Source organism: Azospirillum sp. UENF 211521 (assembly GCF_058780535.1).
Genome location: NZ_JBSNCF010000001.1, coordinates 309,786 through 332,271 on the forward strand (window position 1 = coordinate 309,786; position 22,486 = coordinate 332,271).

Here is a 22,486-nt window from a genome sequence, read left to right on the forward strand (position 1 = left end):
GATGACGCTGTCCACCGACGCCGGAACCCGCCGCACCCCGCCCCGCCGGACCGGCCGCCAGCCCGGCTGGTACATCCCCTGGATCTTCGTGGCCGGATTCGCCGTCGTGATCGCGGTCAACGGCGTGATGCTGCACTTCGCCCTGTCGAGCTGGACCGGCGTCCAGACCGAGCAGCATTTCATGAAGGGCCTGAAGTACAACGACGATCTGGCCGGCGCCCGCGCCCAGGCCGAGCGCGGCTGGAAGGTCTCCACAGACTTCACCAGCACTGAGGCGCAGAAGGGCATCCTGGCGCTGACGCTGCACGACAAGTACGGCAATCTGCTGAAGGACGCCGAGGTGAAGGTTGCCTTCATCCGCCCGACCAGCGAGGGCCACGACGTCCGTCTCGACCTGCCCTATCTGGGCGAGGGCCGCTTCGCCGCCCTGGTGGCGCTGCCGCTGCCCGGCCAGTGGGACCTGCGGGTGGAGATCCACCATTCCACGGGCGACTACCAGGACGAACAGCGCCTCTTCGTCAAGTAAGTGTCCCCCAAGCACGCATCCCCCAAGTAAGCGTCCATCGAACGGGCGCACGGCACACCAGCACACGGGTTTCGTGACATGACCGTCTGCCTCCACTGCGGGCAGGAGCATCCCGAGGGCACCGGCACCACCGCCTCCGATGGCGCCGGCCCCTTCTGCTGCACCGGCTGCGCGGCGGCCTACGACCTCGTCCGCGGGCTCGGGCTGGAACGCTACTACGAGCGGCGCTGCGTCGATCCCGCTGCCCGGCCCCTGCGCCCCGACGGCGAGGCGCCGCCGCTCGACTACGCCCCGCACGCCAAACCGGGAACCGACGGCACCGCCTCGTTGCACCTGATGATCGACGGGCTGCAATGCGCGGCCTGCGTCTGGCTGATCGAGACGGCGCTGGCCCGCCAGCCGGGGGTGACGCACGCGCGGCTGAACATGACGACGCGCCGCCTCTCGGTGACGTGGCGCGTGGCCGAGACCGACGCCAACACGGTCGTCGACACCGTCGCCCGCATCGGCTACCGCGCGGTGCCCTTCGACCCGGAGCGGCTGGGCGACGCTCAGGCGAAGACGGAGAAGGAGCTTCTGCGTTCGCTGGCCGTCGCCGGCTTCGGCGCCAGCAACGTCATGCTGCTGTCGGTGTCGGTCTGGGCCGGCCATGCGACGGGCATGGGCTCCGCCACCCGCGACCTGATGCACTGGCTGTCGGCGCTGGTCTGCATGCCGGCCATCGCCTACGCCCTGCGGCCCTTCGCGCGCTCCGCCTTCCAGGCGCTGCGCCGCGGGCGGACGAACATGGACGTGCCGATCACCATCGGCGTCCTGCTCGCCACCAGCATGAGCCTGTTCGAGACCATCAACAGCGGCCAGCACGCCTATTTCGACGGCGCGATGATGCTGCTGTTCTTCCTGCTGATCGGCCGCTACCTCGACCAGCGGGCGCGCGGCCGGGCGCGCTCGGCGGCGGAGCAGCTTCTCGGCCTGCACGCCACCTCGGTGACCGTGCTGAACGAGGACGGGCGCAGCGCCATCGTCCCGCCGGATCAGGTCAGCCCCGGCTCCACCATCCTGGTGGCGGTGGGCGAGCGGGTCGCGGTGGACGGCACGGTGGCCGACGGCGTGTCCGACCTCGACACCGCCCTGATCACCGGCGAGACGGTGCCGGGCAGCGTGCGCCCCGGCGACCGCGTGTTCGCCGGCATGCTCAACCTTACCGCCCCGCTGCGCGTGACCGTCACGGCGGTGGGCGAGGGCACGCTGCTGGCCGAGATCGTCCGGCTGATGGAGGTGGCGGAGCAGGGCCGCGCCAAATACGTCGCCATCGCCGACCGGGTGTCGCGCCATTACGCCCCGGTCGTCCATGTGGCGGCGCTGGGCACCTTCCTCGGCTGGCTGCTGCTCGGCGGGCTGCCCTGGCAGGATTCGCTGATGAACGCCGTCGCTGTGCTGATCATCACCTGCCCCTGCGCGCTGGCGCTCGCCGTTCCGGTGGTGCAGGTGATCGCCAGCGGGCGGCTGATGCGGCAGGGCATCCTGCTGAAGACCGCCACGGCGCTGGAGCGGCTGGCCGTCATCGACACGGTGGTCTTCGACAAGACCGGCACGCTGACCGAGGGGCGCCCCGTCCCGCAGCTCGACGGCGTGGCCGAGGACGACCTGCGCCTCGCCGCCGCGCTCGCCGGGGCCAGCCGCCACCCGCTGGCCCGCGCCCTGACACGTGCGCTGCCCAACGTCCCCGTCGCCGCCGGCGTGCGCGAGATTCCCGGCGCCGGCCTCGCCCTGGATGACGCTGATGGCGAGGTCCGGCTGGGCAGCCGCGCCTTCACCGGCGCGCCGGACACGGCGGAGGACGCCGCCGGGCCGGAGCTGTGGCTGGCCCGCCCCGGCGCCGCCCCGGTGCGCATCACCTTCCTCGACGCGCCGCGCGCCGACGCCGCGGCGGTGGTGCGCGGGCTGAGGGCGCGAGGCCTCGACGTCCGGCTGCTGTCCGGTGACCGCCGTGGTGCCGTGGCCGCGGTGGCCGCGCAGCTGGGCATCGAGGACTGGCGGGCCGGTCAGACGCCCGCCGACAAGACCGCCGTCCTCGACGCCCTCGCCGCCGAGGGCCGCAAGGTGCTGATGGTCGGCGACGGGCTGAACGATGCCCCGGCGCTGGCCGCGGCCAGCGTGTCGATGTCGCCGTCCACCGCGGTGGACGTCAGCCAGACCGCCGCCGACGTGGTGTTCCAGGGCCGCCGCCTGCGCCCCATCCTGGAGGCGCTCGAGGTGTCCCGTCGTTCCGGGCGGCTGGTGCGCCAGAATTTCGGCATCGCGCTGGTCTACAACCTGTTCGCGGTGCCCATCGCCATGGCGGGCATGCTGACGCCGCTGCTGGCGGCGCTGGCCATGTCCTCCTCCTCCCTGATCGTTATCGCCAACGCCCTGCGGCTCAGCCGCGGCGCGGTGACCAAGGACCTGACCGATGACCGAGCTTCTCTATCTGATCGCGATCGCGCTGAGCCTGGGGCTGATGGGCCTGGGGGCGTTCCTGTGGGCTCTCAAGTCCGGGCAGTTTGACGATCTCGACGGGGCGGCCCACCGCATCCTGTTCGACGACGAGCCGCCGCGCCCGAACGCCGAGCCGTCGAGCCCGCCGAAGGGGCGGTGAGGAGGCCGCTCTTAAGGCGTGGCTATGGCAATTCGGCCACGGTCCCTGCGAGCACCGTTGCGAAACAGACCGAATATGACGATTATGGGAGCGTTGTACGGCTAAGGGTTGGGTCATGCCATGCCACCCTTTGACATGGGACGCGCCCGCGAAAAGGGCGCGGCGAGTGAGATGAATCCCTGTGGGGCCTGTCCCGTGCGCAGTCTGACCGTCTGCGCCGCTCTGGATCCCGAGGAACTGCGCCGTCTCGCCGACATCCTCCAGACCTCCCGCGTCGAAGCCGGACAGACCCTGTTCAGCGAAGGCGACGCGGCCGACGCGCTCTACAACGTCACCGCCGGCACCGTGAAGCTTTACAAGCTGCTGCCGGACGGGCGCCGCCAGATCACCGGCTTCCTCGTCACCGGCGACTTCCTGGGGCTGGCCGTCAACGACAGCTACGCCTACACCGCGGAAACGGTCACGGCGGCGACGCTCTGCCGCTTCCCGCGCAAGAAGATCGACGCGCTGATGGACGAGTTTCCGAAGATGCAGCGCCGTCTCTTCTCCATGGCCTCGAACGAGCTGGCGGCGGCGCAGGACCAGATGCTCCTGCTCGGCCGCAAGACGGCGAAGGAGAAGATCTGCTCCTTCCTGCTGATGCTGTCCCAGCGCGCCGCCCGGCGCGGGCACAAGGAAAACCCCGTCTACGTGCCGATGAGCCGGGCCGACATCGCCGATTACCTGGGCCTGACCACCGAGACGGTCAGCCGCACCTTCACCCAGCTGAAGACCGCCGGCGTGATCTCGCTGCAGGAAGGCAACAAAGTTCTGATCAGCGACATGGACGCCATCTACGACATGGCTGAGGGCTGCTGAGCTTCCTTTCGGATACGGAATGATCGCTTCGATCATCGTTCGTGATCTGATATGTCGTATTCCAGGAAAAATTCGCATCTTTCGTGCGATCCCGCTCTGGCGGGACGCGCCCGCGCGGGCTAACATCCGCCGCCCGACCGGCCGGAACCGAGAACAAACAACGACGGCCGGCCCAAAGAAGAACGGCTGCAACAGCCCACGCTCAGGAACCGAACCCCGATGACCGAACCCGATACAAAGCGCGTCACCGACGAAGAAGCCCTTCTGCTGCACTCCTCCGGGCGTCCGGGCAAGCTGGAGATCGCGCCCACCAAGCCGCTGACGACCCAGCGCGACCTGTCGCTGGCCTATTCGCCGGGCGTGGCCGTTCCCTGCCTGCGCATCGCCGAGGACCCCAGCACGGCCTACGACTACACGGCCAAGGGCAACATCGTCGCCGTCATCTCCAACGGCACGGCGGTGCTGGGCCTGGGCGACCTCGGCGCGCTCGCCTCCAAGCCGGTGATGGAGGGCAAGGCGGTGCTCTTCAAGCGCTTCGCCGACGTGGACGGCATCGACCTGGAGGTCGACACCAAGAGCGTCGACGAGTTCGTCAACTGCGTCCGCTTCCTCGGGCCGAGCTTCGGCGGCATCAACCTGGAGGACATCAAGGCGCCGGACTGCTTCATCATCGAGGAGCGCCTGCGCGAGCTGCTGGACATTCCCGTCTTCCACGACGACCAGCACGGCACCGCCATCATCGCCGCCGCCGGCCTGATCAACGCCTGCGACATCACCGGGCGGGCCCTCAAGGACGTGACGATGGTGGTCAACGGCGCCGGCGCGGCGGGCATCGCCTGCGCCGAGCTGTTCACGACCATGGGCGTGCCGCGCGAGAACATCATCCTGTGCGACACCAAGGGCGTGGTCTACCGCGGCCGCACCGACGGCATGAACCAGTGGAAGTCGTCCTTCGCGGTGGAGACCGACAAGCGCACGCTCCAGGAGGCGGTCGCCGGGTCCGACGTCTTCGTCGGGCTGTCGGCCAAGGGCGCGATGACGCCGGAGATGGTCAGGTCGATGGCGGACAAGCCGATCATCTTCGCGCTGGCCAACCCCGATCCGGAGATCACCCCGGAGGAGGTGAAGGCCGTCCGCTCCGACGCCATCGTGGCGACCGGCCGCTCCGACTACCCGAACCAGGTCAACAACGTCCTGGGCTTCCCCTACCTGTTCCGCGGCGCGCTCGACGTGCGGGCGACCACCATCAACGAGGCGATGAAGGTCGCCGCCGCCAAGGCGCTGGCCGCCCTGGCCCGCGAGGACGTGCCGGACGAGGTGGACGCCGCCTATGCGGGCCGCCGTCTGCGCTACGGGCCGGAATACATCATCCCGGTGCCCTTCGACCCGCGGCTGATCGTGACGGTCCCCGCCGCGGTGGCCCAGGCCGCCATGGAGACCGGCGTGGCGCGCAAGCCCATCGTCGATCTGGCGGGCTACCGGAACGCGCTGCGCACCCGGCTCGACCCGACGGCGGACAGCCTCCAGCTCATCCTGGAGAAGCTGCGGGCCAACCCGCGCCGCGTCGTCTTCGCCGAGGGCGAGGAGGAGCGGACGATCCGCGCCGCGCTCGCCTACCGCGCCGCCGGCTTCGGCACGCCGGTGCTGATCGGGCGCGAGGCGGTCATCAAGGAGCAGCTGGCGGCGATGGGCCAGTCGGCCGTCTCGCTGGAGATCCACAACGCCCGCATCTCCGACGCCAACCGCCGCTACAGCGACTATCTGTACCGCCGGATGCAGCGCCGGGGGGCCCTGCTGCGCGACTGCCAGCGCATGGTCAACCAGGACCGCAACGTCTTCGCCGCGCTGATGGTGGCGCAGGGCGACGCCCACGCCATGGTCACCGGCCTGACCCGCAGCTTCGGCGTCGCCTTCGAGGAGGTCCGCCGGGTCATCGATGCCAAGGCGAACGAGCCGGTCTTCGGCCTGCACGTCTTCCTGACGCGCAACCGCACGGTCTTCATCGCCGACACCACGGTGCATGTCCGCCCCGACGGCCGGACGCTGGCCGACATCGCCATCGGCGCGGCGGCCAAGGCGCGCCAGATGGGGCACGAGCCGCGGGTGGCGCTGCTCTCCTTTTCCAACTTCGGCCAGCACCCGCACCCCCACGCCGACCCGCTGCGCGAGGCCATCGCCATCCTCGACAGCCGCCGCGTCGATTTCGAGTATGACGGGGAGATGTCGGCGGACGTCGCGCTGGACCATCAGCTGATGAAGCGGGTCTACCCCTTCTGCCGCCTGTCCGGTCCGGCCAACGTGCTGATCATGCCCGGCCTGCATTCGGCCAACATCACGGCCAAGATGCTCCAGAAGATGGCCGGCGGGCAGATGATCGGCCCGCTGCTGATCGGCTTGGACAAGCCGGCGCAGATCGTCACCATGGGCGCCTCGGTCAGCGATCTGGTCACCGCGGCGGCGCTGGCGGCCCACGACTCGCTGCCCTGGTGAGCGAAGGGGGCTCTTCGAACGACGCGCGGGTCGGGCATTTTCCCCGGTCCGCGCGTTAATCTTTTGTGACGCCCGCTCGCCGGCTTGCGGGATGGTGTAAAAGCGGAGTTCCGTCTCCAAGACCGTCCGCATGACGCACGGAAAGCGCCGTCCATGACTCCCAAGCCGATGCCGCCTCTCCGGTTGATCTTCGCCGCCGCGCTGGTGCTGGCGCCGCTGCTGCCGGCCCTGTGGGGGCTGTGGCGGCAGGGGACGATCGGGCCACTGGTGGCGATGCTGGGCGGGCTGGCCGGGATCGGCGGGGTGGCGCTGATGATCCAGCTCTATTTCCGCGACCTGCGGACGGTGGCCGCCCACGCGGCCCGGCTCGCCGCCGGTCCGACGGAGCCGGTGCCGTCCCTGCCCGTCACCGCCTCCCGCCCGGTGCGGGCGGCGGCGGCGGCGGCGGTGCGGCTGCACCGGGTGATGAACGCCCGCACCGAACTGGCGCTGGCCCAGCTCGAAGCCAACGAGTCGATCATCGAGGCGCTGCACGACCCGCTGGTGCTGGTCGGGGCGGAGCGGCAGGTGGCCCGGGCCAACCAGGCGGCGCGCGCCCTGTTCGGCGACCGCATCCTCGACCGCGACCTCGCCGCCTCGCTGCGCAACCCGGCGGTTCTGGAGGCGGTGGACGCCGTGCTGAAGGGCGGCGCCTCGCGCATCCTGGAATTCAGTCTGCCGGTGCCGGTGGAGCGCATGTTCGAGGTGCGGGTCAAGCCCTTCCAGCGCCGCGTTCCCCGCCCGGTCCCCGGCGAGGACGGGGCGCCCGCCGGGACCGTGCCGGGGCGGATGGTCATCCTGACGCTGCACGACATCACCGCGCTGCGCCGGTCGGAGCAGATGCGCGCCGACTTCATCGCCAACGCCAGCCACGAGCTGCGCACCCCGCTGTCCTCGCTGCTCGGCTTCATCGAGACGCTGCGCGGCCCCGCCCGCGAGGATCTGGAGGCGCACGAGCGTTTCCTGTCGATCATGCAGGACCAGGCCAGCCGCATGGCCCGCCTCGTCAACGACCTGCTGTCGCTGTCGCGGATCGAGCTGGACGAGCACATGCCGCCCGCCGGCACGGTCGACATGCTGGACCGGCTGGACGGGGTGATGGCGGCGCTGGAGCTGAAGGCGGCCAGCCGGCGCATCCGCCTGACGCTGGAGGCGCCGGAGAACCTGCCCGCGGTGGTCGGCGACGAGGACCAGCTCACCCAGGTCTTCCAGAACCTCGTCAGCAACGCGATCAAATACACCCGCGAGAACACCGACGTGACCGTCGCCGTGTCGCTCGCCGACGGCATGGCGGTCGGGGTGTCCGGTCCGGCGGGACGCGGCGGGCGGGGGATGCCAATGGTCGCCGTCGCCGTGCGCGACCAGGGGGAGGGCATCGCCCGCACCCATCTGCCGCGGCTGACCGAACGCTTCTACCGCGTCGACGCCGCGCGCTCGCGGGCGATGGGCGGCACCGGGCTGGGGCTGGCCATCGTCAAGCACATCGTGAACCGCCACCGCGGCCGCCTGACCATCGAAAGCGCGGTCGGGGTGGGCAGCACCTTCACGGTCTATCTCCCCGCCGCGTCTGAGGAGTCGGGAGAGGGCCGCGCCGCGGAGCCCGCGCGGCGCCAAGCCTGAAGGTTGCGTCTACCCCGTCCGGCGTGACCGAAAGTGGGCGTCGTCATGAAACTGTCATAAAACCGTAATCAGCGCGTCGCGGACCCCGACTAGTGTCCGCCCCGCAAGCCGCCCGCCCCTGGGGGAAGCGGCACGGGGTTGAACCATCGCGTTCCCCGGAAAAGGGGCAACCGGACCATCGGAGGGATACCGTGAATTCCAAGAAGCTCGCCGTCACCGCCGCCGCGGTCGTCGCCATGACCGCCGCCTTCGCGGGTGCTGCGAACGCCCAGTCGCGCGACCAGATCCGCGCCGTCGGCTCCTCGACCGTGTTCCCGTTCACCACGGCGGTTGCCGAGGCCTTCGGCAAGGGCGGCAAGTTCAAGACCCCGGTCGTCGAGTCGACCGGCACCGGTGGCGGCCTGAAGCTGTTCTGCGCGGGCGTCGGCCCGCAGCACCCGGACGTGGCGAACGCCTCGCGCCGCATCAAGAAGTCCGAGGTCGAGCAGTGCGCCGCCAACGGCGTCGCCCAGATCACCGAGCTGAAGGTCGGCTTCGACGGGATCGCGCTCGCCTATTCCAAGCAGGCCCCGCACACCGATCTGACCACCCAGATCCTGTGGAAGGCGCTGGCCAAGGAAGTCCCGGTCGACGGCAAGATGGTCGCCAACCCCTACAAGAAGTGGTCGGACATCGACCCGAAGCTCCCGAACAAGGAGATCGAGGTCCTCGGCCCGCCCCCGACGTCCGGCACCCGTGACACCTTCAACGAGCTGGTGATGCTCGAAGGCTGCAAGAAGGTCGCCGAGGTCAAGACGATCGTCGCCGACGAGAAGGCCCGCGAAAAGGCCTGCATGACCATCCGCGAGGACGGCGGCTACGTCGAGGCCGGCGAGAACGACAACCTGATCGTCCAGAAGCTGACCGCCAACCCGGACGCCTTCGGCGTGTTCGGCTACAGCTTCTACGACCAGAACCGCGACAAGCTGCAGACCGCCAAGATGGACGGCGTCGAGCTGTCGCCGGAAGCGGTCCAGGCCGGCAAGTACGAGCTGTCGCGCCCGCTGTTCATCTACATCAAGAACGCCCACGCCGGCGTCATCCCGGGCATCCGCGAGTTCATCGCCGAGTACACCTCGGAGCGCGCGATGGGAGAGGATGGCTACCTGGGCGACAAGGGCCTGATCTCCATGCCGAAGGCGGAACGCGACGCCGCGCGCACCTCGGCGACCAACCTGACCCCGCTCCAGCTCTGACCGGCTGACGGAACCGGCGGCTCTCCTCGGAGGGCCGCCGGTTTCCCGTTTGTGCCAGGAGCCCGTTTTCAGCCCATTTCCGGCGGTTTCGCATGCAGCTCACGGTACTGCTCATCGTTCTGGCCCTGCTCACAGTGATCGGTTACCAGATGGGCCGGTCGCGTGCCGTCGCCTCCGTCGGCGGCCGCATCGTCGAGCTTCATTCGGTGCCGTCCTACCACGGCTTCTACGTCGCCCTCTGGGCGGGGCTTCCGGCCCTGCTGCTCTTCGCCTTCTGGGGGGCGTCGGAAGGCTGGCTGGTCATGCAGATGGTCCTGTCCGGCCTGCCGGACCGGCTGGTCAACGGCGACGCCCAGTCGCTCGGCCTGCTGCGCGCCGACATCCTGAACCTCGCCCACGGCGTCACCACCGGCCGCGAGCCCGATCCGGAGGTGGTTGCCGCGGCGGAACGCTACGTGCGGCTGCACGCGCTCGGCGACTGGAGCCTGCTGGTCATCGGCTGCTGCGTCGCCATCGGCGGCCTGCTCTACGCCCGCCGCCGCATCGACCCCGACCTGCGCGCCCGCAACCGGGTGGAGCGCACGGTCAACATCGCGCTGGTCATCTGCTCGCTGGTCGCCATCCTGACCACCATCGGCATCGTGCTGTCGCTCCTGTTCGAGGCGATCCGCTTCTTCGCGGTGGTCAACCCGCTGGAGTTCCTGTTCGGCACGCACTGGAGCCCGCAGATGGCCATGCGCGCCGACCAGGTGGGCTCCAGCGGCTCCTTCGGCGCGATCCCGCTGTTCGCCGGCACGCTGCTGATCACCGGCATCGCCATGGCGGTGGCGGTTCCGGTCGGGCTGATGGCGGCCATCTTCATGTCGGAATACGCCAGCCCGGGCCTGCGCACCTGGCTGAAGCCGATCCTGGAGGTGCTGGCCGGCATCCCGACCGTGGTCTACGGCTTCTTCGCCGCCCTGACCATGGCGCCCTTCGTCCGCGACGTGGGCAACAGCCTGGGGCTGAGCGTCAGCTCGGAATCGGCGCTGGCCGCCGGCTTCGTGATGGGCGTGATGATTATCCCCTTCGTCAGCTCGCTGTCGGACGACGTCATCAACGCGGTGCCGCAGAGCTTGCGCGACGGTTCCTACGGGCTGGGCGCCACCAAGTCGGAGACGATCCGGCTGGTCGTGCTGCCCGCCGCCCTGCCGGGCATCGTCGCCGCCATCATGCTGGCGGTCAGCCGCGCCATCGGCGAGACGATGATCGTCACCATGGCCGCCGGCCTCACCGCCAACCTGACCGCCAACCCGCTGGACGCGGTGACCACGGTGACGACGCAGATCGCCACGCTGCTGGTCGGCGACCAGGAGTTTGACAGTCCCAAGACGCTGTCGGCCTTTGGGCTCGGCCTCGTCCTGTTCGTCGTCACCCTGACCCTCAACATGGTCGCCCTCCGGGTGGTCCAGAAGTATCGAGAGAAATATGACTGACCTCGTGGAACAGGATACGCGGGCCATGTCGGTCGCCGTCACCAAGTCGCGCTACCAGAGCGAGGAGTTCTCCGCCCGGCTGCGCCGCCGCTACGCCGCGGAGCGCCGGTTCCGGATCGCCGGGATGGTCGCCGTCGGGATCGCCTCGCTGATGCTGGTGGTTCTGCTCGGCTCGATCATCAGCAAGGGCTACACCGCCTTCTGGCAGGCGCAGATCCGGCTGGAGGTGACGCTGGACAAGCAGCAGGTGGAGGAGCGGAACTACACCGCCCTTCTCCGGCAGGCGCTCTACGCCCAGGTCCCAACCGCCACTGACCGCGCCACCCGCCGCTCGCTGAACGACCTGCTGTCCTCCGGCGCGCCGTACGAGCTGGAGGCGAAGGTCAACGCCAACCCGTCCCTCGTCGGCACCACGCAGACGGTCTGGGTCCGCGCCGACGACGAGATCGACCAGTTCATGAAGGGCTTCATCCGGCGCGACGTGCCGGAGAGCGAGCGCCGGCTGAACGACGTCAAGATCGCCGCCATCGACGCGCTGGTCGCCAACGGCTCCATCCGCAGCACCTTCAACACCACCCTGTTCACCGCCGGCGACAGCCGCGAGCCGGAACAGGCGGGCATCCTGGGGGCCGTCGTCGGCTCCGCCCTGACGCTGGTGGTGACCATGCTGCTGTCGGTGCCGATCGGCATCGCCGCCGCGGTCTACCTCGAGGAGTTTGCGCCGAAGAACCGCTGGACCGACCTGATCGAGGTGAACATCAACAACCTCGCCGCGGTGCCGTCGATCATCTTCGGCCTGCTGGGTCTGGCGGTGTTCCTCGGTTTCTTCGGTCTGCCGCGCTCCGCCCCTCTGGTCGGCGGCTTGGTGATGGCGCTGATGACCCTGCCGGTCATCATCATCGCCTCGCGCGTCGCCCTGAAGGCGGTGCCGCCGTCGATCCGCGAAGCGGCGCTGGGCGTCGGCGCCTCGCCGCTGCAGACGGTGACGCACCACGTCCTGCCGCTGGCCCTGCCGGGCATCCTGACCGGCACCATCATCGGCATGGCCCGCGCGCTGGGCGAGACGGCGCCGCTGCTGATGATCGGCATGGTGGCCTTCATCGTGGACATCCCGGGCGGCCTGACCGACAGCGCCACGGCCATCCCGGTGCAGATCTACATGTGGGCGGACAGCCCCGAGCGGGCCTTCACGGAGCGCACCTCGGCGGCGATCATGATCCTGCTCGCCTTCCTCATCCTGATGAACGGCCTGGCCGTCTTCCTGCGCAAGAAATTCGAGAGGCGTTGGTAACCCCATGAGCGTCCAGACCCACATCCCGGCCACGGCCATGCCTTCGCGTCCCGCCGCCGGCATCCACGGCACCAAGATGGTCGCCCGCGACGTCAAGGTGTTCTACGGGGCCAAACAGGCGCTCAAGGGCATCAACCTGGAGATCCAGGAAAACCGCGTGATGGCCCTGATCGGCCCGTCCGGTTGCGGCAAGTCGACGTTCCTGCGCTGCCTGAACCGCATGAACGACACCATCGAGAACTGCCGCGTCGAGGGGCTGATCGCGCTCGACGGCGAGGACGTCTACGGCAAGAACATCGACGCCGTGCAGCTCCGCGCCCGCGTCGGCATGGTCTTCCAGAAGCCGAACCCCTTCCCGAAGTCGATCTACGACAACATCGCCTACGGCCCGCGCATCCACGGCATCGCCAGCCACCGCGACGAGATGGACGAGATCGTCCAGACCTCGCTGAAGCGCGCCGGCTTGTGGAACGAGGTGAAGGATCGCCTGCGCGAGCCGGGCACCGGCCTGTCCGGCGGCCAGCAGCAGCGCCTGTGCATCGCCCGCGCCATCGCCGTCAGCCCCGAGGTGATCCTGATGGACGAGCCCTGCTCGGCGCTCGACCCCATCGCGACCGCCCACATCGAGGAGCTGATCGACGAACTGCGCGAGAACTACACGATCGTCATCGTCACCCACAACATGCAGCAGGCGGCCCGCGTCTCCCAGAAGACCGCCTTCTTCCATCTGGGCGACATGGTGGAGTGCGACGACACCGAGGAAATCTTCACCAACCCGCGGGACGAGCGCACCCAGGGCTACATCACCGGCCGCTACGGCTGATCCCCGGCCTCTGATTCCCGGCCTCTGATTCCGGGCACCGCCGCGACTCCTCCTCAGCGAAGGACGTGAAGCATGAGCAACGAACACATCGTGCGTTCCTTCGCGCACGAACTTGAGCGCCTGTCCAACCTGATCACCCAGATGGGCGGCGTCGCCGAAGCGCAGGTGGACGCCGCCGTGAAGGCAGTGGCCCGCCGCGACGTCGCGCTGGCCGCCCAGGTCATGCAGGCCGACCAGCGCATCGACGCCTACGAGCGCGACATCGACGCCGAGGCCGTGCGCCTGCTCGCCCTGCGCCAGCCGCTGGCCCAGGATCTGCGCGAGATCGTGTCGGCGCTGAAGATCGCGTCGGACCTGGAGCGGATCGGCGACTACGCCTCCAACATCGCCAAGCGCTCGCTGGCGCTGGCCCAGGTGCCGGTGGTGCGCCCGGCGGTGGCCATCCCGCGCATGGGGCGGCTGGTCGAGTCGATCATGAAGGACGTGCTGGACGCCTACATCGAGCGCGACGTTCAGCGCGCCATCGCCGCCTGGGAACGCGACGAGGAGCTGGACGACCTCTACACCAGCCTGTTCCGCGAGGTCCTGACCTACATGATGGAGGACCCGCGCAACATCACGCCCTGCACGCATCTGCTCTTCATGGCGAAGAACCTGGAGCGGATCGGCGACCACGCCACCAACATCGCCGAGACCATCCATTACCTGGTGGTCGGCACGCCGCTGCGCGCTGCGCGCCCGAAGAGCGACGGCAGCAGCTTTGCCGTGGTCGAGCCGGAGGGGCTCTCCACTGAGTCGGCGGAACGGGGATTGCCGCGGGACGGCGGCCCGGATAACGATGGAGCGGGACATGCCGCGTGACGGCGAGACGCGCAGTGGGAGCGGGACAAGCATGAATTCGGCGCTGAAGCCGCTCGTTCTCATCGTCGAGGACGAAGCCGACATCGTGACGCTGCTGAAGTACAATCTGGAGAAGGAAGGCTTCCGCGTGAACGCCGCCACCGACGGCGAGGAAGCCCTTCTGCTGGCCGGCGAGCAGACGCCGAACATCGTCCTGCTCGACTGGATGCTGCCGCTGATGTCGGGGCTGGAGGTCTGCCGCCAGATGCGCCGCAACAGCAAGATGCGCGACATCCCGATCATCATGCTGACCGCCCGCGGCGAGGAGGCGGACCGCGTGCGCGGCCTGAACTCCGGCGCCGACGACTACATCACCAAGCCCTTCTCCCCGACCGAGCTGGTCGCCCGCATGCGCGCCGTGCTGCGCCGCTCGGCCCCCGGCATGACCGACGAGACGCTGCAGTTCGCCGACGTCACCATGGATCTGGCCGCCCACCGGGTGCGCCGGAACGGGCGCGACGTGCATCTGGGGCCGACCGAATTCCGCCTGCTGCGGCATTTCATGCAGCACCCCGGCCGCGTCTTCTCGCGCGAGCAGCTTCTCGACGTGGTGTGGGGCCACGACGTCTATGTCGAGCCGCGCACCGTGGACGTGCACATCCGCCGCCTGCGCAAGGCGATGAACGAGGAGACGGAGATGGACCTGATCCGCACCGTCCGCTCGGCCGGCTACGCGCTGGACAGCAAGTCCATCTGAGCGAAATGCCCAAGCGCTGACCTCGCCCCCACCCGAACCCTCCCTCGCTGACGCAGGGGAGTGGACTGATTTTCCCTCTCCTGCGAAGCGGGGGAGGGAAGGGGCCCGCGGCGAAGCCGTGGGAAGGGTGGGGGCCAAGTGTGCGTTGCGAAAGCTACCCCTCCAACAGCTCCACAGCCTCGCGCAGGATCGCCACCTTCGGGCCGAAGCGCTTCGCCGGGTCGCTGTCCTCGATGAAGCCGATCATCATGCGCAGGGCATGCGCCACCCGCGGGGCGAGGTCGGGGTGCGCCGTCACATGCTGCGCCTGATGGGCCAGCGCGTCCCGGTAGGGGTGGCCCTCGAACCCCTCCGCGGCGATCGCCTCGAAGCGGTTCGCGTGCTCGATCACCAAACCATTATCCACCGGGCTGTGGTCGTCGGTCATTGCGCTCACACAAAGAGGATCGCGCCGGTCTTCGGCGCGTCGTTCAGGAAGGTGACGACGCCGCCGGTCGTCACCGGCACGTCGGGGCGCAGCGGCGCGCCAACAGGCAGGCCGAGCGCGCGCAACCCCATCTCGCAGGCCATGACCGTGACCTTGAGCATCACGCAGGCCTCCAGCAACTCCTCGAAGCCGGCCAGCCCGTTGGCGGTGAAGGCGGCGTCGCGCTCCGCCGGGCGGCTGCCGTCGTCGGCGGGGTCCAGCCGGTGCCAGCCCGGTGCGCCGTCGGCGTCCCCGGCCAGCAGCGTGTTCAGGGCGCGGCCGGTGAAGAACAGCGTGACCTTGCGGTTGGTCGCCGCCGCCGCGCTGGCCATCACCAGGGCGTAGTGCACCCGGTCGAAGCCGCCCGCGAACAGGACGATGGACAGGTTTTCAGGACCTTCCATGGGGGGAGCCTCTCAGCCGCCGCTCAGTGGGCGGACAGGTCGTGGATGGTCGGGTGGGCGCCGCACAGGGGGCAGTCCGGGTCGCGGCGCACGGTGATGCGCTGGAACGAGGCGTGCAGCGTGTCCAGCATCATCAGGCTGCCCGACAGGCCCTCGCCGATGCCCATGATCTCCTTCAGCACCTCGGTCGTCTGGAGCGAACCGACGAAGCCGGCCAGCGCCCCCAGCACGCCGCCCTCGGAGCAGGACGGCACCAGACCGCGCGGCGGCGGTTCTGGGAACAGGCAGCGGTAGCAGGGGTGCGGGTCGCCGAGATGCGCCTTGAAGGTGGAGACCTGCCCGTCGAAGCGCAGGATCGCCGCCGACACCAGCGTCCTGCCCGCGAAGTAGCAGGCGTCGTTGAGCAGGAAGCGCGTGGCGAAATTGTCCGAGCCGTCGGCCACGATGTCGTAGCGCCCGATCAGATCCAGCGCGTTGTCCTTCGTCAGGCGCGTCTTGTGCACCTCCACCGCCACGTCGGGGTTCAGCGCGCGGATGCGGGCGGCGGCGCTCTCCACCTTTGGAACGCCGAGCGACGATTCGTCGTGGATGACCTGCCGTTGCAGGTTGGACAGGTCCACCGTGTCGTCGTCGATGACGCCGATGGTGCCGACCCCCGCCGCGGCGAGGTAGAGCAGCAGCGGCGCGCCCAGCCCGCCGGCCCCGACGACCAGGACGCGGGCGCGCAGCAGCGCCTCCTGCCCGACGCCGCCGACCTCCGGCAGGATGATGTGGCGGGAATAACGGTGAAGCTGGGTGTCGGTGAAATCCATGATCCGCAGAATAGCGCGGAACGCCCCGTGCCGCGCAAGTCCCCTTGCTCAGGGCCTTGCCGCGGGCGGCGGCGTCAGGCGAGCAGGCTCATCTTGTAGGGAGTGGTCTTCGACGTGCTGGACGACTTGCTCGCGTCCTCCGCCGCCCACTGCTTCAGCCGCGCCTCGCGCTCCCGCATGATCTTGTCGAACGGGCGTTCCTCGGTCGACTCAGGCGTTTTGGCGACCTTCTGGATGAAGTTCAGCTGATAGGGGATTTCGCCGATCACGTTCTTCGGCGGGACGATCACCAGCTCGTACTGGCCGGGGTCGATCTTGAAGCTGGGCTTCTTCAGCATGTCCTCGCCCGATTTCGTCGGGTCCATCGTGTCGCCGGAGGCCACGACCTTGCCCTCCTTGCTCATGAGGGCCCAGCGCGTGTAGGGCAGGGACATGTTGCCGACGAACTCGCCGCCCTGGGCGACGGTCAGCGTGTGCTTCTGGACGCCGCTGTCGTTGCCGACGACGGCGCGGGCGATGCCCTTCATCTGGGCGCCGTTCGCCACCATCATGATGTTCTGGCGCTCGGTGATGTCGAGCGTGTATTCGCGCTCGTTCACCCCGCGGACGGCCTGGGAGATCACCGCGGTGTAGGTGCCGGGGCCGAGCTTGGCGCTGGTTTCCGCCGCCTCGTTCTTCGCCTTCGCCTCGGCGACGACCTTGTTGTTCTGGTCGACGATCTTGATGTTGGTGTTGATGTCGGCGATCTTGAAATTGAATTCGCCGGTCTTCGACACCGTGAACTGGCGGTAGTCGGTGGATGCGAGGTTGGAGTCCAATTCGTTGGTGATGCCGCGGAACTGGAACCAGTTCATCGTCGAGGCATTCGGAATCGCGACGCCCATGGTGGCCTCCCCCCGCTGGTCCTGTGCCGTCAGCTCCGCATCGTCGGGCGGTCGTGCCGCAAGCCGGACCGCCGCCCGGAACGGCGGAGCCGCGCCGGCTGAAACACCCGGCACCGACAGGCTAGATTACTAAAATCCAATCTTTCTGTCAAACCGCCGCCCGATTCCAGGGGCGGGCACAAAGACCGGACGCATCCCACTCTACAGCAGGATGCGCGACGATGCAATATTCGCCGCCCGGTTGCGCGGGGCGGCCGGCCGAAAGTCCCCTGCCACGCCCATGGGCGGGCGCGGCAGGGGGCAACGGTTTACTCCAGCCCTTCGAACAGGGCGGTGGAGAGGTAGCGCTCGGCGAAGGACGGCAGGATCACGACGATCAGCTTGCCCTCGTTCTCCGGACGGGAGCCGATCTCCAGCGCCGCGGCCAGCGCCGCGCCCGAGGAGATGCCGACCGGGATGCCTTCCAGCTTCGCCACCTTGCGGGCCGTCTCGAAGGCGCGCTGGTTGGAGATGCGCACGACCTCGTCGATCAGGTCCTTCTTCAGGACGTCCGGCACGAAACCGGCGCCGATGCCCTGGATCTTGTGCGGGCCGGGCATGCCGCCGGACAGGACGGGGCTGTCCTCCGGCTCCACCGCGATGGTGCGGAAGCCCGGCTTGCGGGCCTTCAGGACCTCCGACACGCCGGTCAGCGTGCCGCCGGTGCCGACGCCGGAAATCAGGAAGTCGGCCTTGCCGTCGGTGTCCTTCCAGATCTCCTCCGCCGTGGTGTTGCGGTGGATCTCCGGGTTGGCGCCGTTCTTGAACTGCTGGAGCATGTAGGCGTTCGGATCGGTGGCGACGATCTCGTCGGCCCGGCGGATGGCGCCCTTCATGCCCTCCGCCGCCGGCGTCAGCACCAGCTCGGCGCCCAGCAGCTTCAGCATCTTGCGGCGCTCGACCGACATGCTTTCCGGCATGGTCAGGATCAGCCGGTAGCCCTTGGCGGCGGCGACGAAGGCCAGCGCGATGCCGGTGTTGCCGGACGTCGGCTCGACCAGGGTGGTGCGGCCCGGCTCGATGGTGCCGGCGCGCTCCGCGGCGTCGATCATGGCGAAGCCGATGCGGTCCTTCACGCTGGCCAGCGGGTTGAAGAACTCCAGCTTGCCGACGATCTGGGCCTTGGCCCCGGCGTCCTCGGCCAGCCGGTTGACGCGCACCAGCGGCGTGGCGCCGACGGTGTCGAGAATGCTGTCGTAGATCTTACCGCGAAACTCGGAACCCGGCATTTTTCACTCCTCCGGTGTGTGGTATTTTCCCACTTTCTACATCATGCGTAGAATTTAACCGTTTTCCGTGTGGGATCAAATCGTAAAATCGATGCGGTCTTCGGTCTCGCTCTCGACGCCGGCGGTGCGGGCGCGCAGGCAGAGATCCTCGATGGTGATGTCGTCGAGCTTCTTCATGCATTCCTCCTGAAGCTCGTTCCACAGCGGACGCACCACCTTGTGCCCCAGGATGGAGCCCGCCGGCTCCTCGATGGGGTCGGTCGCGGTCTCCATGGAGCGGACCACCTTCACGATCTCGCCCAGCGTGATCCGCCGGCGCTCGCGGGCCAGCCGGTAGCCGCCGCGCGGCCCGCGCACGCCGGCCAGGACGCCGTCGCGGACAAGCTGCTGGAGCACCTGCTCCAGATAGCGCTTGGGAATGCCCTGCCGGCGGGTGATCTCGCCGGACTGCACGGGTTCGGTGCCGGCGTTGTAGGCGATGTCCAGAACCGCCTCGATCGCGAACATCAGCTTCTTGGAGATGCGGAGCATCAGTGCTTCTCCTGCGCGGGGGCGGGCGGGGTGAACTGGCCGGTGGAGCCGAAGCCCCCGGTGCCGCGGGCGCTGTCGGGCAACGCCGCCGACTCGGCCCAGGCGGCGCGCTCGTAGCGGGCGATCACCAGCTGGGCGATGCGCTGCCCGCGCTCCACCGTGAAGGGCTGGTCGCCGTGGTTGATCAGGATCACCCCGACCTCGCCGCGGTAATCGGCGTCGATGGTGCCCGGGCTATTCAGCACCGTGACCCCGTGCTTCAGCGCCAGGCCGGAGCGCGGCCGCACCTGCGCCTCGTAGCCGTCGGGCAGGGCGAAGGCGACGCCCGTGGGAATCAGCGCGCGGCGGCCCGGCTCCAGGACGACCGGCTCCGCCAGCGCGGCCAGCAGGTCCATGCCCGCCGCGTGTTCCGTCGCGTAGGCCGGCAGGTCCAGCCCCGCGGCGTGGGCGAGCCGGACGATGGGAACGGGAATGGCGGATGCCGTTGCGCTCACGGAATGGTCTCCTGGGGGGTGGTGTCGGGGGTGGGGGGCGGGTTGAAATGCCGGGCGATGGCCTCGGCCAGGCGGGCGGCCACGGCGTCCTTGCCCATGGTGGGCCAGTCCTCGGCACCGTCGGCGCGGATCAGGTGGACGGTGTTGTCGGCCCCGCCGAAGGTGGTGGTGCCCGGCGACACGTCGTTGGCGACGATCCAGTCGCAGCCCTTGCGGGCGCGCTTGGCGGTCGCGTAGTCCACCACGTTGCCGGTCTCCGCGGCGAAGCCGACGACCAGCGCCGGGCGGCGCGGTCCGGCCTGGGACAGGGTCGCCAGGATGTCGGGGTTCTCGGTCAGGGTCAGGCTCGGCGGGCCGCCGCCGTCCTTCTTCAGCTTGCGGTCCGACTCGCCGGCCACGCGCCAGTCGGCGACGGCGGCGGCGCAGACCGCGATGTCCGCGGGCAGGGCCGACTCGCAGGCCGCCAGCATCTCCCGCGCGGTCTCGATGGGGCGCACGGTGCAGCCGGGCGGGTCGGGCAGGCGGGTCGGGCCGGTGACCAGCGTCACATCCGCCCCCAGCCGGCGCAGCGCCTCGGCGATGGCGTGGCCCTGCTTGCCGGAGGAGCGGTTGGCGATGTAGCGCACCGGGTCGATGGGTTCGACGGTCGGACCGCTGGTGACCAGCGCGCGCTTGCCGGCCAGCGGCTTGGGCGCGTCCAGCTCCTCGAAATGGGTGGCGATGGCCTGGACGATCTCCATCGGCTCGGCCATGCGCCCGAATCCGTACTCGCCGCAGGCCATCTCGCCCTTGTTCGGGCCGACCCGGCGCACGCCGCGCTTTTCCAGAAGCGCGAGGTTGTCGCGGGTCGCCGGATGCTCCCACATGCGGACGTTCATCGCCGGGGCGACGAGCACCGGCTTGTCGGTGGCCAGCAGCACGGTGGCGGCCAGATCGTCGGCCATGCCGGCGGCCATGCGGGCCAGCAGGTTGGCGGTGGCCGGGGCGACGACCAGCAGGTCGGCGTCGCGCGACAGCTGGATGTGCCCCATCTCAGATTCGTCGGTCAGGGACCACAGGTCCTGGTAGACGGTGTCCTCGGTCAGCGCCTGCACGGACAGGGGCGTGACGAACTGCGCCCCGGCCCGGGTCAGGACCGCGCGCACGCGCACGCCCCGCTCCTTCAGGCGGCGGATCAGCTCCAGGCTCTTGTAGGCCGCGATGCCGCCCGCGATGACGAGCAGGATGCGCTTGCCGGACAGCACGGATGTTTCGGCCACGGGGGTCCGCCGCTCCTTGCTATGGATTTTGTAGAATTCAGATATTCCATCACGGCGCCCGGTACAAGCGTCCTTCGCTGATCCTCACAGCGAATCCGGTGTGAAATGCACATCCATGACCGGAATGTGAAACCATGGATGGGATATTTCGTTGCGCGACCGCATTCCGGGTCTTTCGCCCGCGGCCCGTCATCGCGTAGAGTGCATTTTTAAGGATTTGCTGATAACCAGTGCAATCCGACTGTCTTTTTCCGCATTTTCCATTTGAATTCAAACGGTCCATGCCCGCCCGCTCAACGCCGATCCTTCTCGTCGAAGACACGCCGTCACTGGCCCGCGTCTATGCGGAGTTCCTGAAGAAGGACTGCACCTCCGTCACCACGGTGGAGACGGGGGCGGCGGCGCTGGAGCAGCTGGCCGACGGCGCGCCGCGGATCGTGCTGCTGGACCTCCAGCTTCCCGACATGCACGGGATGGACGTGCTGAAGCGGATCAGCGCCCAGGCGCTGCCTTGCGCGGTCATCATCATCACCGCCCACGGCTCGGTCGGGGTGGCGGTGGAGGCGATGCGCTACGGCGCCTATGATTTCCTGGTGAAGCCCTTCTCGGCGGAGCGGCTGACCGTCACCGTGCGCAACGCCATGGAGCGGCTGCGCCTCGCCCAACTCGTCGACAGCTTCGAGAAGGACCTGGGGCGCACCCGCTACCACGGCTTCCTCGGCTCCTCGCTGGCGATGCAGGCGGTCTACCGGATCATCGACAGCGCCGCCTCCTCCCGCGCGACGGTCTTCATCACCGGAGAGTCGGGCACCGGCAAGGAGGTCTGCGCCGAGGCCATCCACCGGCAGAGCCCACGGGCCGACCGTCCCTTCATCGCCATCAACTGCGGGGCCATCCCCAAAGACCTGATGGAGAGCGAGATCTTCGGCCACATGAAGGGCTCCTTCACCGGGGCGGTGGCCGACCGCGAGGGGGCGGCGGCGCGGGCCAACGGCGGCACCCTGTTCCTCGACGAGATCTGCGAACTGGCGCCCGACCTGCAGACCAAGCTGCTGCGCTTCATCCAGACCGGCACCTTCACCCCGGTCGGCGGCAGCCGGCTGGAGAAGGTCGACCTGCGCATCATCTGCGCGACCAACCGCGACCCCCTGCGCGAGGTCGAGGAGGGGCGCTTCCGCGAGGATCTCTATTACCGGCTGCACGTCATCCCCATCCACCTGCCGCCGCTGCGCGAGCGCGAGGACGACGTGCTGGAGATCTGCCGCCAGTTCCTGGCCGACTACACCCGGGAGGAGGGCAAGGGCTTCGTCCGCTTCTCCCCGGCGGCGGAGCAGGCGCTGCGCACCTACCACTGGCCGGGCAACGTCCGGCAGGTGCAGAACGTGGTGCGCAACATCGTGGTGCTGCACGACGGCGACACGGTGACGCCGGCCATGCTGCCGGCCCCGCTCGGCACCCCGGCGGGGACCGCCGCGCCGGTCCCCGGCAACGGCGGAAACGGTCATGGCGGCGGCCATGCCCATGCCCACCCTTCCGCGGCCCAGGCGCCGTCGCCCAAGACGGTGAAGCCGCTGTGGGAGGTGGAGCGCGACGCCATCGAGGAGGCCATCGCCGCCTGCGACGGCAACATCCCGCGCGCCGCGGCCCTGCTGGAGATCAGCGCCTCGACGATCTACCGCAAGCGCCTTGCCTGGCAGGCCGAGGGGAAACTCTGACCCCCGGCCGTTCCGGGACCGCCGCACCCCTGTTTCGTTTCCGCGCCGATGGTCCAGACGA

21 protein-coding genes are annotated in these 22,486 nt (G+C 69.2%); 13 read left to right on the forward strand and 8 right to left on the reverse strand.

All coding sequences use genetic code 11. The features are described from left to right. Window position 1 precedes the first annotated feature (1 nt). From ACWPN5_RS01450 to phoB, 12 genes are all read left to right on the forward strand, one after another. Window positions 2–526 carry a FixH family protein gene (locus tag ACWPN5_RS01450; protein WP_492293846.1) on the forward strand — a complete coding sequence of 175 codons (525 nt, stop codon included), beginning with the start codon at window positions 2–4 and terminating at the stop codon, window positions 524–526. A 78-nt stretch (window positions 527–604) separates the two neighbouring features. After that, entirely contained in the window at window positions 605–3,073 is a 2,469-nt protein-coding gene (locus ACWPN5_RS01455) for a heavy metal translocating P-type ATPase (protein ID WP_492293848.1), read from the forward strand. Continuing rightward, window positions 3,027–3,164 (forward strand): cbb3-type cytochrome oxidase assembly protein CcoS, encoded by a 138-nt coding sequence (gene ccoS, locus ACWPN5_RS01460; RefSeq protein ID WP_247873944.1) that lies wholly within the window; start codon window positions 3,027–3,029, stop codon window positions 3,162–3,164. Before ACWPN5_RS01455 ends, ccoS begins: the two co-directional genes overlap by 47 nt. Before the next feature lie 195 nt (window positions 3,165–3,359). Further along, window positions 3,360–4,022, forward strand: coding sequence for a Crp/Fnr family transcriptional regulator (locus ACWPN5_RS01465; RefSeq protein WP_247873943.1), 663 nt, complete (start codon window positions 3,360–3,362; stop codon window positions 4,020–4,022). Between the two features lie 219 nt (window positions 4,023–4,241). Beyond that, window positions 4,242–6,512, forward strand: coding sequence for an NADP-dependent malic enzyme (locus tag ACWPN5_RS01470; protein ID WP_492293850.1), 2,271 nt, complete (start codon window positions 4,242–4,244; stop codon window positions 6,510–6,512). A 153-nt stretch (window positions 6,513–6,665) separates the two neighbouring features. Then, window positions 6,666–8,171: an ATP-binding protein gene (locus ACWPN5_RS01475; protein WP_492293852.1), complete on the forward strand. Its 1,506-nt coding sequence runs from the start codon at window positions 6,666–6,668 to the stop codon at window positions 8,169–8,171. Window positions 8,172–8,362: 191 nt separating this feature from the next. After that, window positions 8,363–9,406: a PstS family phosphate ABC transporter substrate-binding protein gene (locus ACWPN5_RS01480; protein ID WP_200477879.1), complete on the forward strand. Its 1,044-nt coding sequence runs from the start codon at window positions 8,363–8,365 to the stop codon at window positions 9,404–9,406. Between the two features lie 92 nt (window positions 9,407–9,498). Next, window positions 9,499–10,881: a phosphate ABC transporter permease subunit PstC gene (gene pstC / locus ACWPN5_RS01485; RefSeq protein WP_145675866.1), complete on the forward strand. Its 1,383-nt coding sequence runs from the start codon at window positions 9,499–9,501 to the stop codon at window positions 10,879–10,881. Next, entirely contained in the window at window positions 10,874–12,172 is a 1,299-nt protein-coding gene (gene pstA, locus ACWPN5_RS01490) for a phosphate ABC transporter permease PstA (RefSeq protein ID WP_211101651.1), read from the forward strand. The genes pstC and pstA overlap by 8 nt, the downstream gene beginning before the upstream one ends. A 37-nt stretch (window positions 12,173–12,209) precedes the next feature. After that, window positions 12,210–12,995: a phosphate ABC transporter ATP-binding protein PstB gene (gene pstB, locus ACWPN5_RS01495; RefSeq protein WP_186466067.1), complete on the forward strand. Its 786-nt coding sequence runs from the start codon at window positions 12,210–12,212 to the stop codon at window positions 12,993–12,995. 72 nt (window positions 12,996–13,067) lie between these two features. After that, window positions 13,068–13,856, forward strand: coding sequence for a phosphate signaling complex protein PhoU (phoU, locus tag ACWPN5_RS01500; protein ID WP_145683052.1), 789 nt, complete (start codon window positions 13,068–13,070; stop codon window positions 13,854–13,856). Window positions 13,857–13,887: 31 nt separating this feature from the next. Then, window positions 13,888–14,592, forward strand: coding sequence for a phosphate regulon transcriptional regulator PhoB (phoB, locus tag ACWPN5_RS01505; protein ID WP_014238776.1), 705 nt, complete (start codon window positions 13,888–13,890; stop codon window positions 14,590–14,592). 154 nt (window positions 14,593–14,746) lie between these two features. On the opposite strand, the gene ACWPN5_RS01510 is transcribed toward phoB, so the two are convergent. From ACWPN5_RS01510 to coaBC, 8 genes are all read right to left on the reverse strand, one after another. Continuing rightward, window positions 14,747–15,019 carry a hypothetical protein gene (locus ACWPN5_RS01510; RefSeq protein ID WP_145683055.1) on the reverse strand — a complete coding sequence of 91 codons (273 nt, stop codon included), beginning with the start codon at window positions 15,017–15,019 and terminating at the stop codon, window positions 14,747–14,749. Window positions 15,020–15,024: 5 nt separating this feature from the next. After that, window positions 15,025–15,462 (reverse strand): DsrE family protein, encoded by a 438-nt coding sequence (locus tag ACWPN5_RS01515; RefSeq protein ID WP_145683058.1) that lies wholly within the window; start codon window positions 15,460–15,462, stop codon window positions 15,025–15,027. 23 nt (window positions 15,463–15,485) lie between these two features. Then, window positions 15,486–16,274, reverse strand: coding sequence for a HesA/MoeB/ThiF family protein (locus ACWPN5_RS01520; protein WP_145683061.1), 789 nt, complete (start codon window positions 16,272–16,274; stop codon window positions 15,486–15,488). 74 nt (window positions 16,275–16,348) lie between these two features. After that, window positions 16,349–17,158 (reverse strand): hypothetical protein, encoded by an 810-nt coding sequence (locus ACWPN5_RS01525; RefSeq protein WP_492293857.1) that lies wholly within the window; start codon window positions 17,156–17,158, stop codon window positions 16,349–16,351. A gap of 308 nt (window positions 17,159–17,466) precedes the next feature. After that, window positions 17,467–18,426, reverse strand: coding sequence for a cysteine synthase A (cysK, locus tag ACWPN5_RS01530; protein ID WP_145683066.1), 960 nt, complete (start codon window positions 18,424–18,426; stop codon window positions 17,467–17,469). Window positions 18,427–18,501: 75 nt separating this feature from the next. Beyond that, a complete protein-coding gene (locus ACWPN5_RS01535; RefSeq protein ID WP_014238770.1) occupies window positions 18,502–18,957 on the reverse strand; it encodes an RrF2 family transcriptional regulator in 456 nt (151 codons plus the stop codon). Then, entirely contained in the window at window positions 18,957–19,451 is a 495-nt protein-coding gene (gene dut / locus ACWPN5_RS01540; protein WP_145683069.1) for a dUTP diphosphatase, read from the reverse strand. The genes ACWPN5_RS01535 and dut overlap by 1 nt, the downstream gene beginning before the upstream one ends. Further along, a complete protein-coding gene (gene coaBC / locus ACWPN5_RS01545) occupies window positions 19,448–20,710 on the reverse strand; it encodes a bifunctional phosphopantothenoylcysteine decarboxylase/phosphopantothenate--cysteine ligase CoaBC (RefSeq protein ID WP_492293860.1) in 1,263 nt (420 codons plus the stop codon). The genes dut and coaBC overlap by 4 nt, the downstream gene beginning before the upstream one ends. A gap of 281 nt (window positions 20,711–20,991) precedes the next feature. Here coaBC and ACWPN5_RS01550 point away from each other — a divergent pair, with 281 nt between their 5' ends. Next, a complete protein-coding gene (locus tag ACWPN5_RS01550; RefSeq protein ID WP_492293862.1) occupies window positions 20,992–22,425 on the forward strand; it encodes a sigma-54-dependent transcriptional regulator in 1,434 nt (477 codons plus the stop codon). Window positions 22,426–22,486 lie beyond the last annotated feature (61 nt).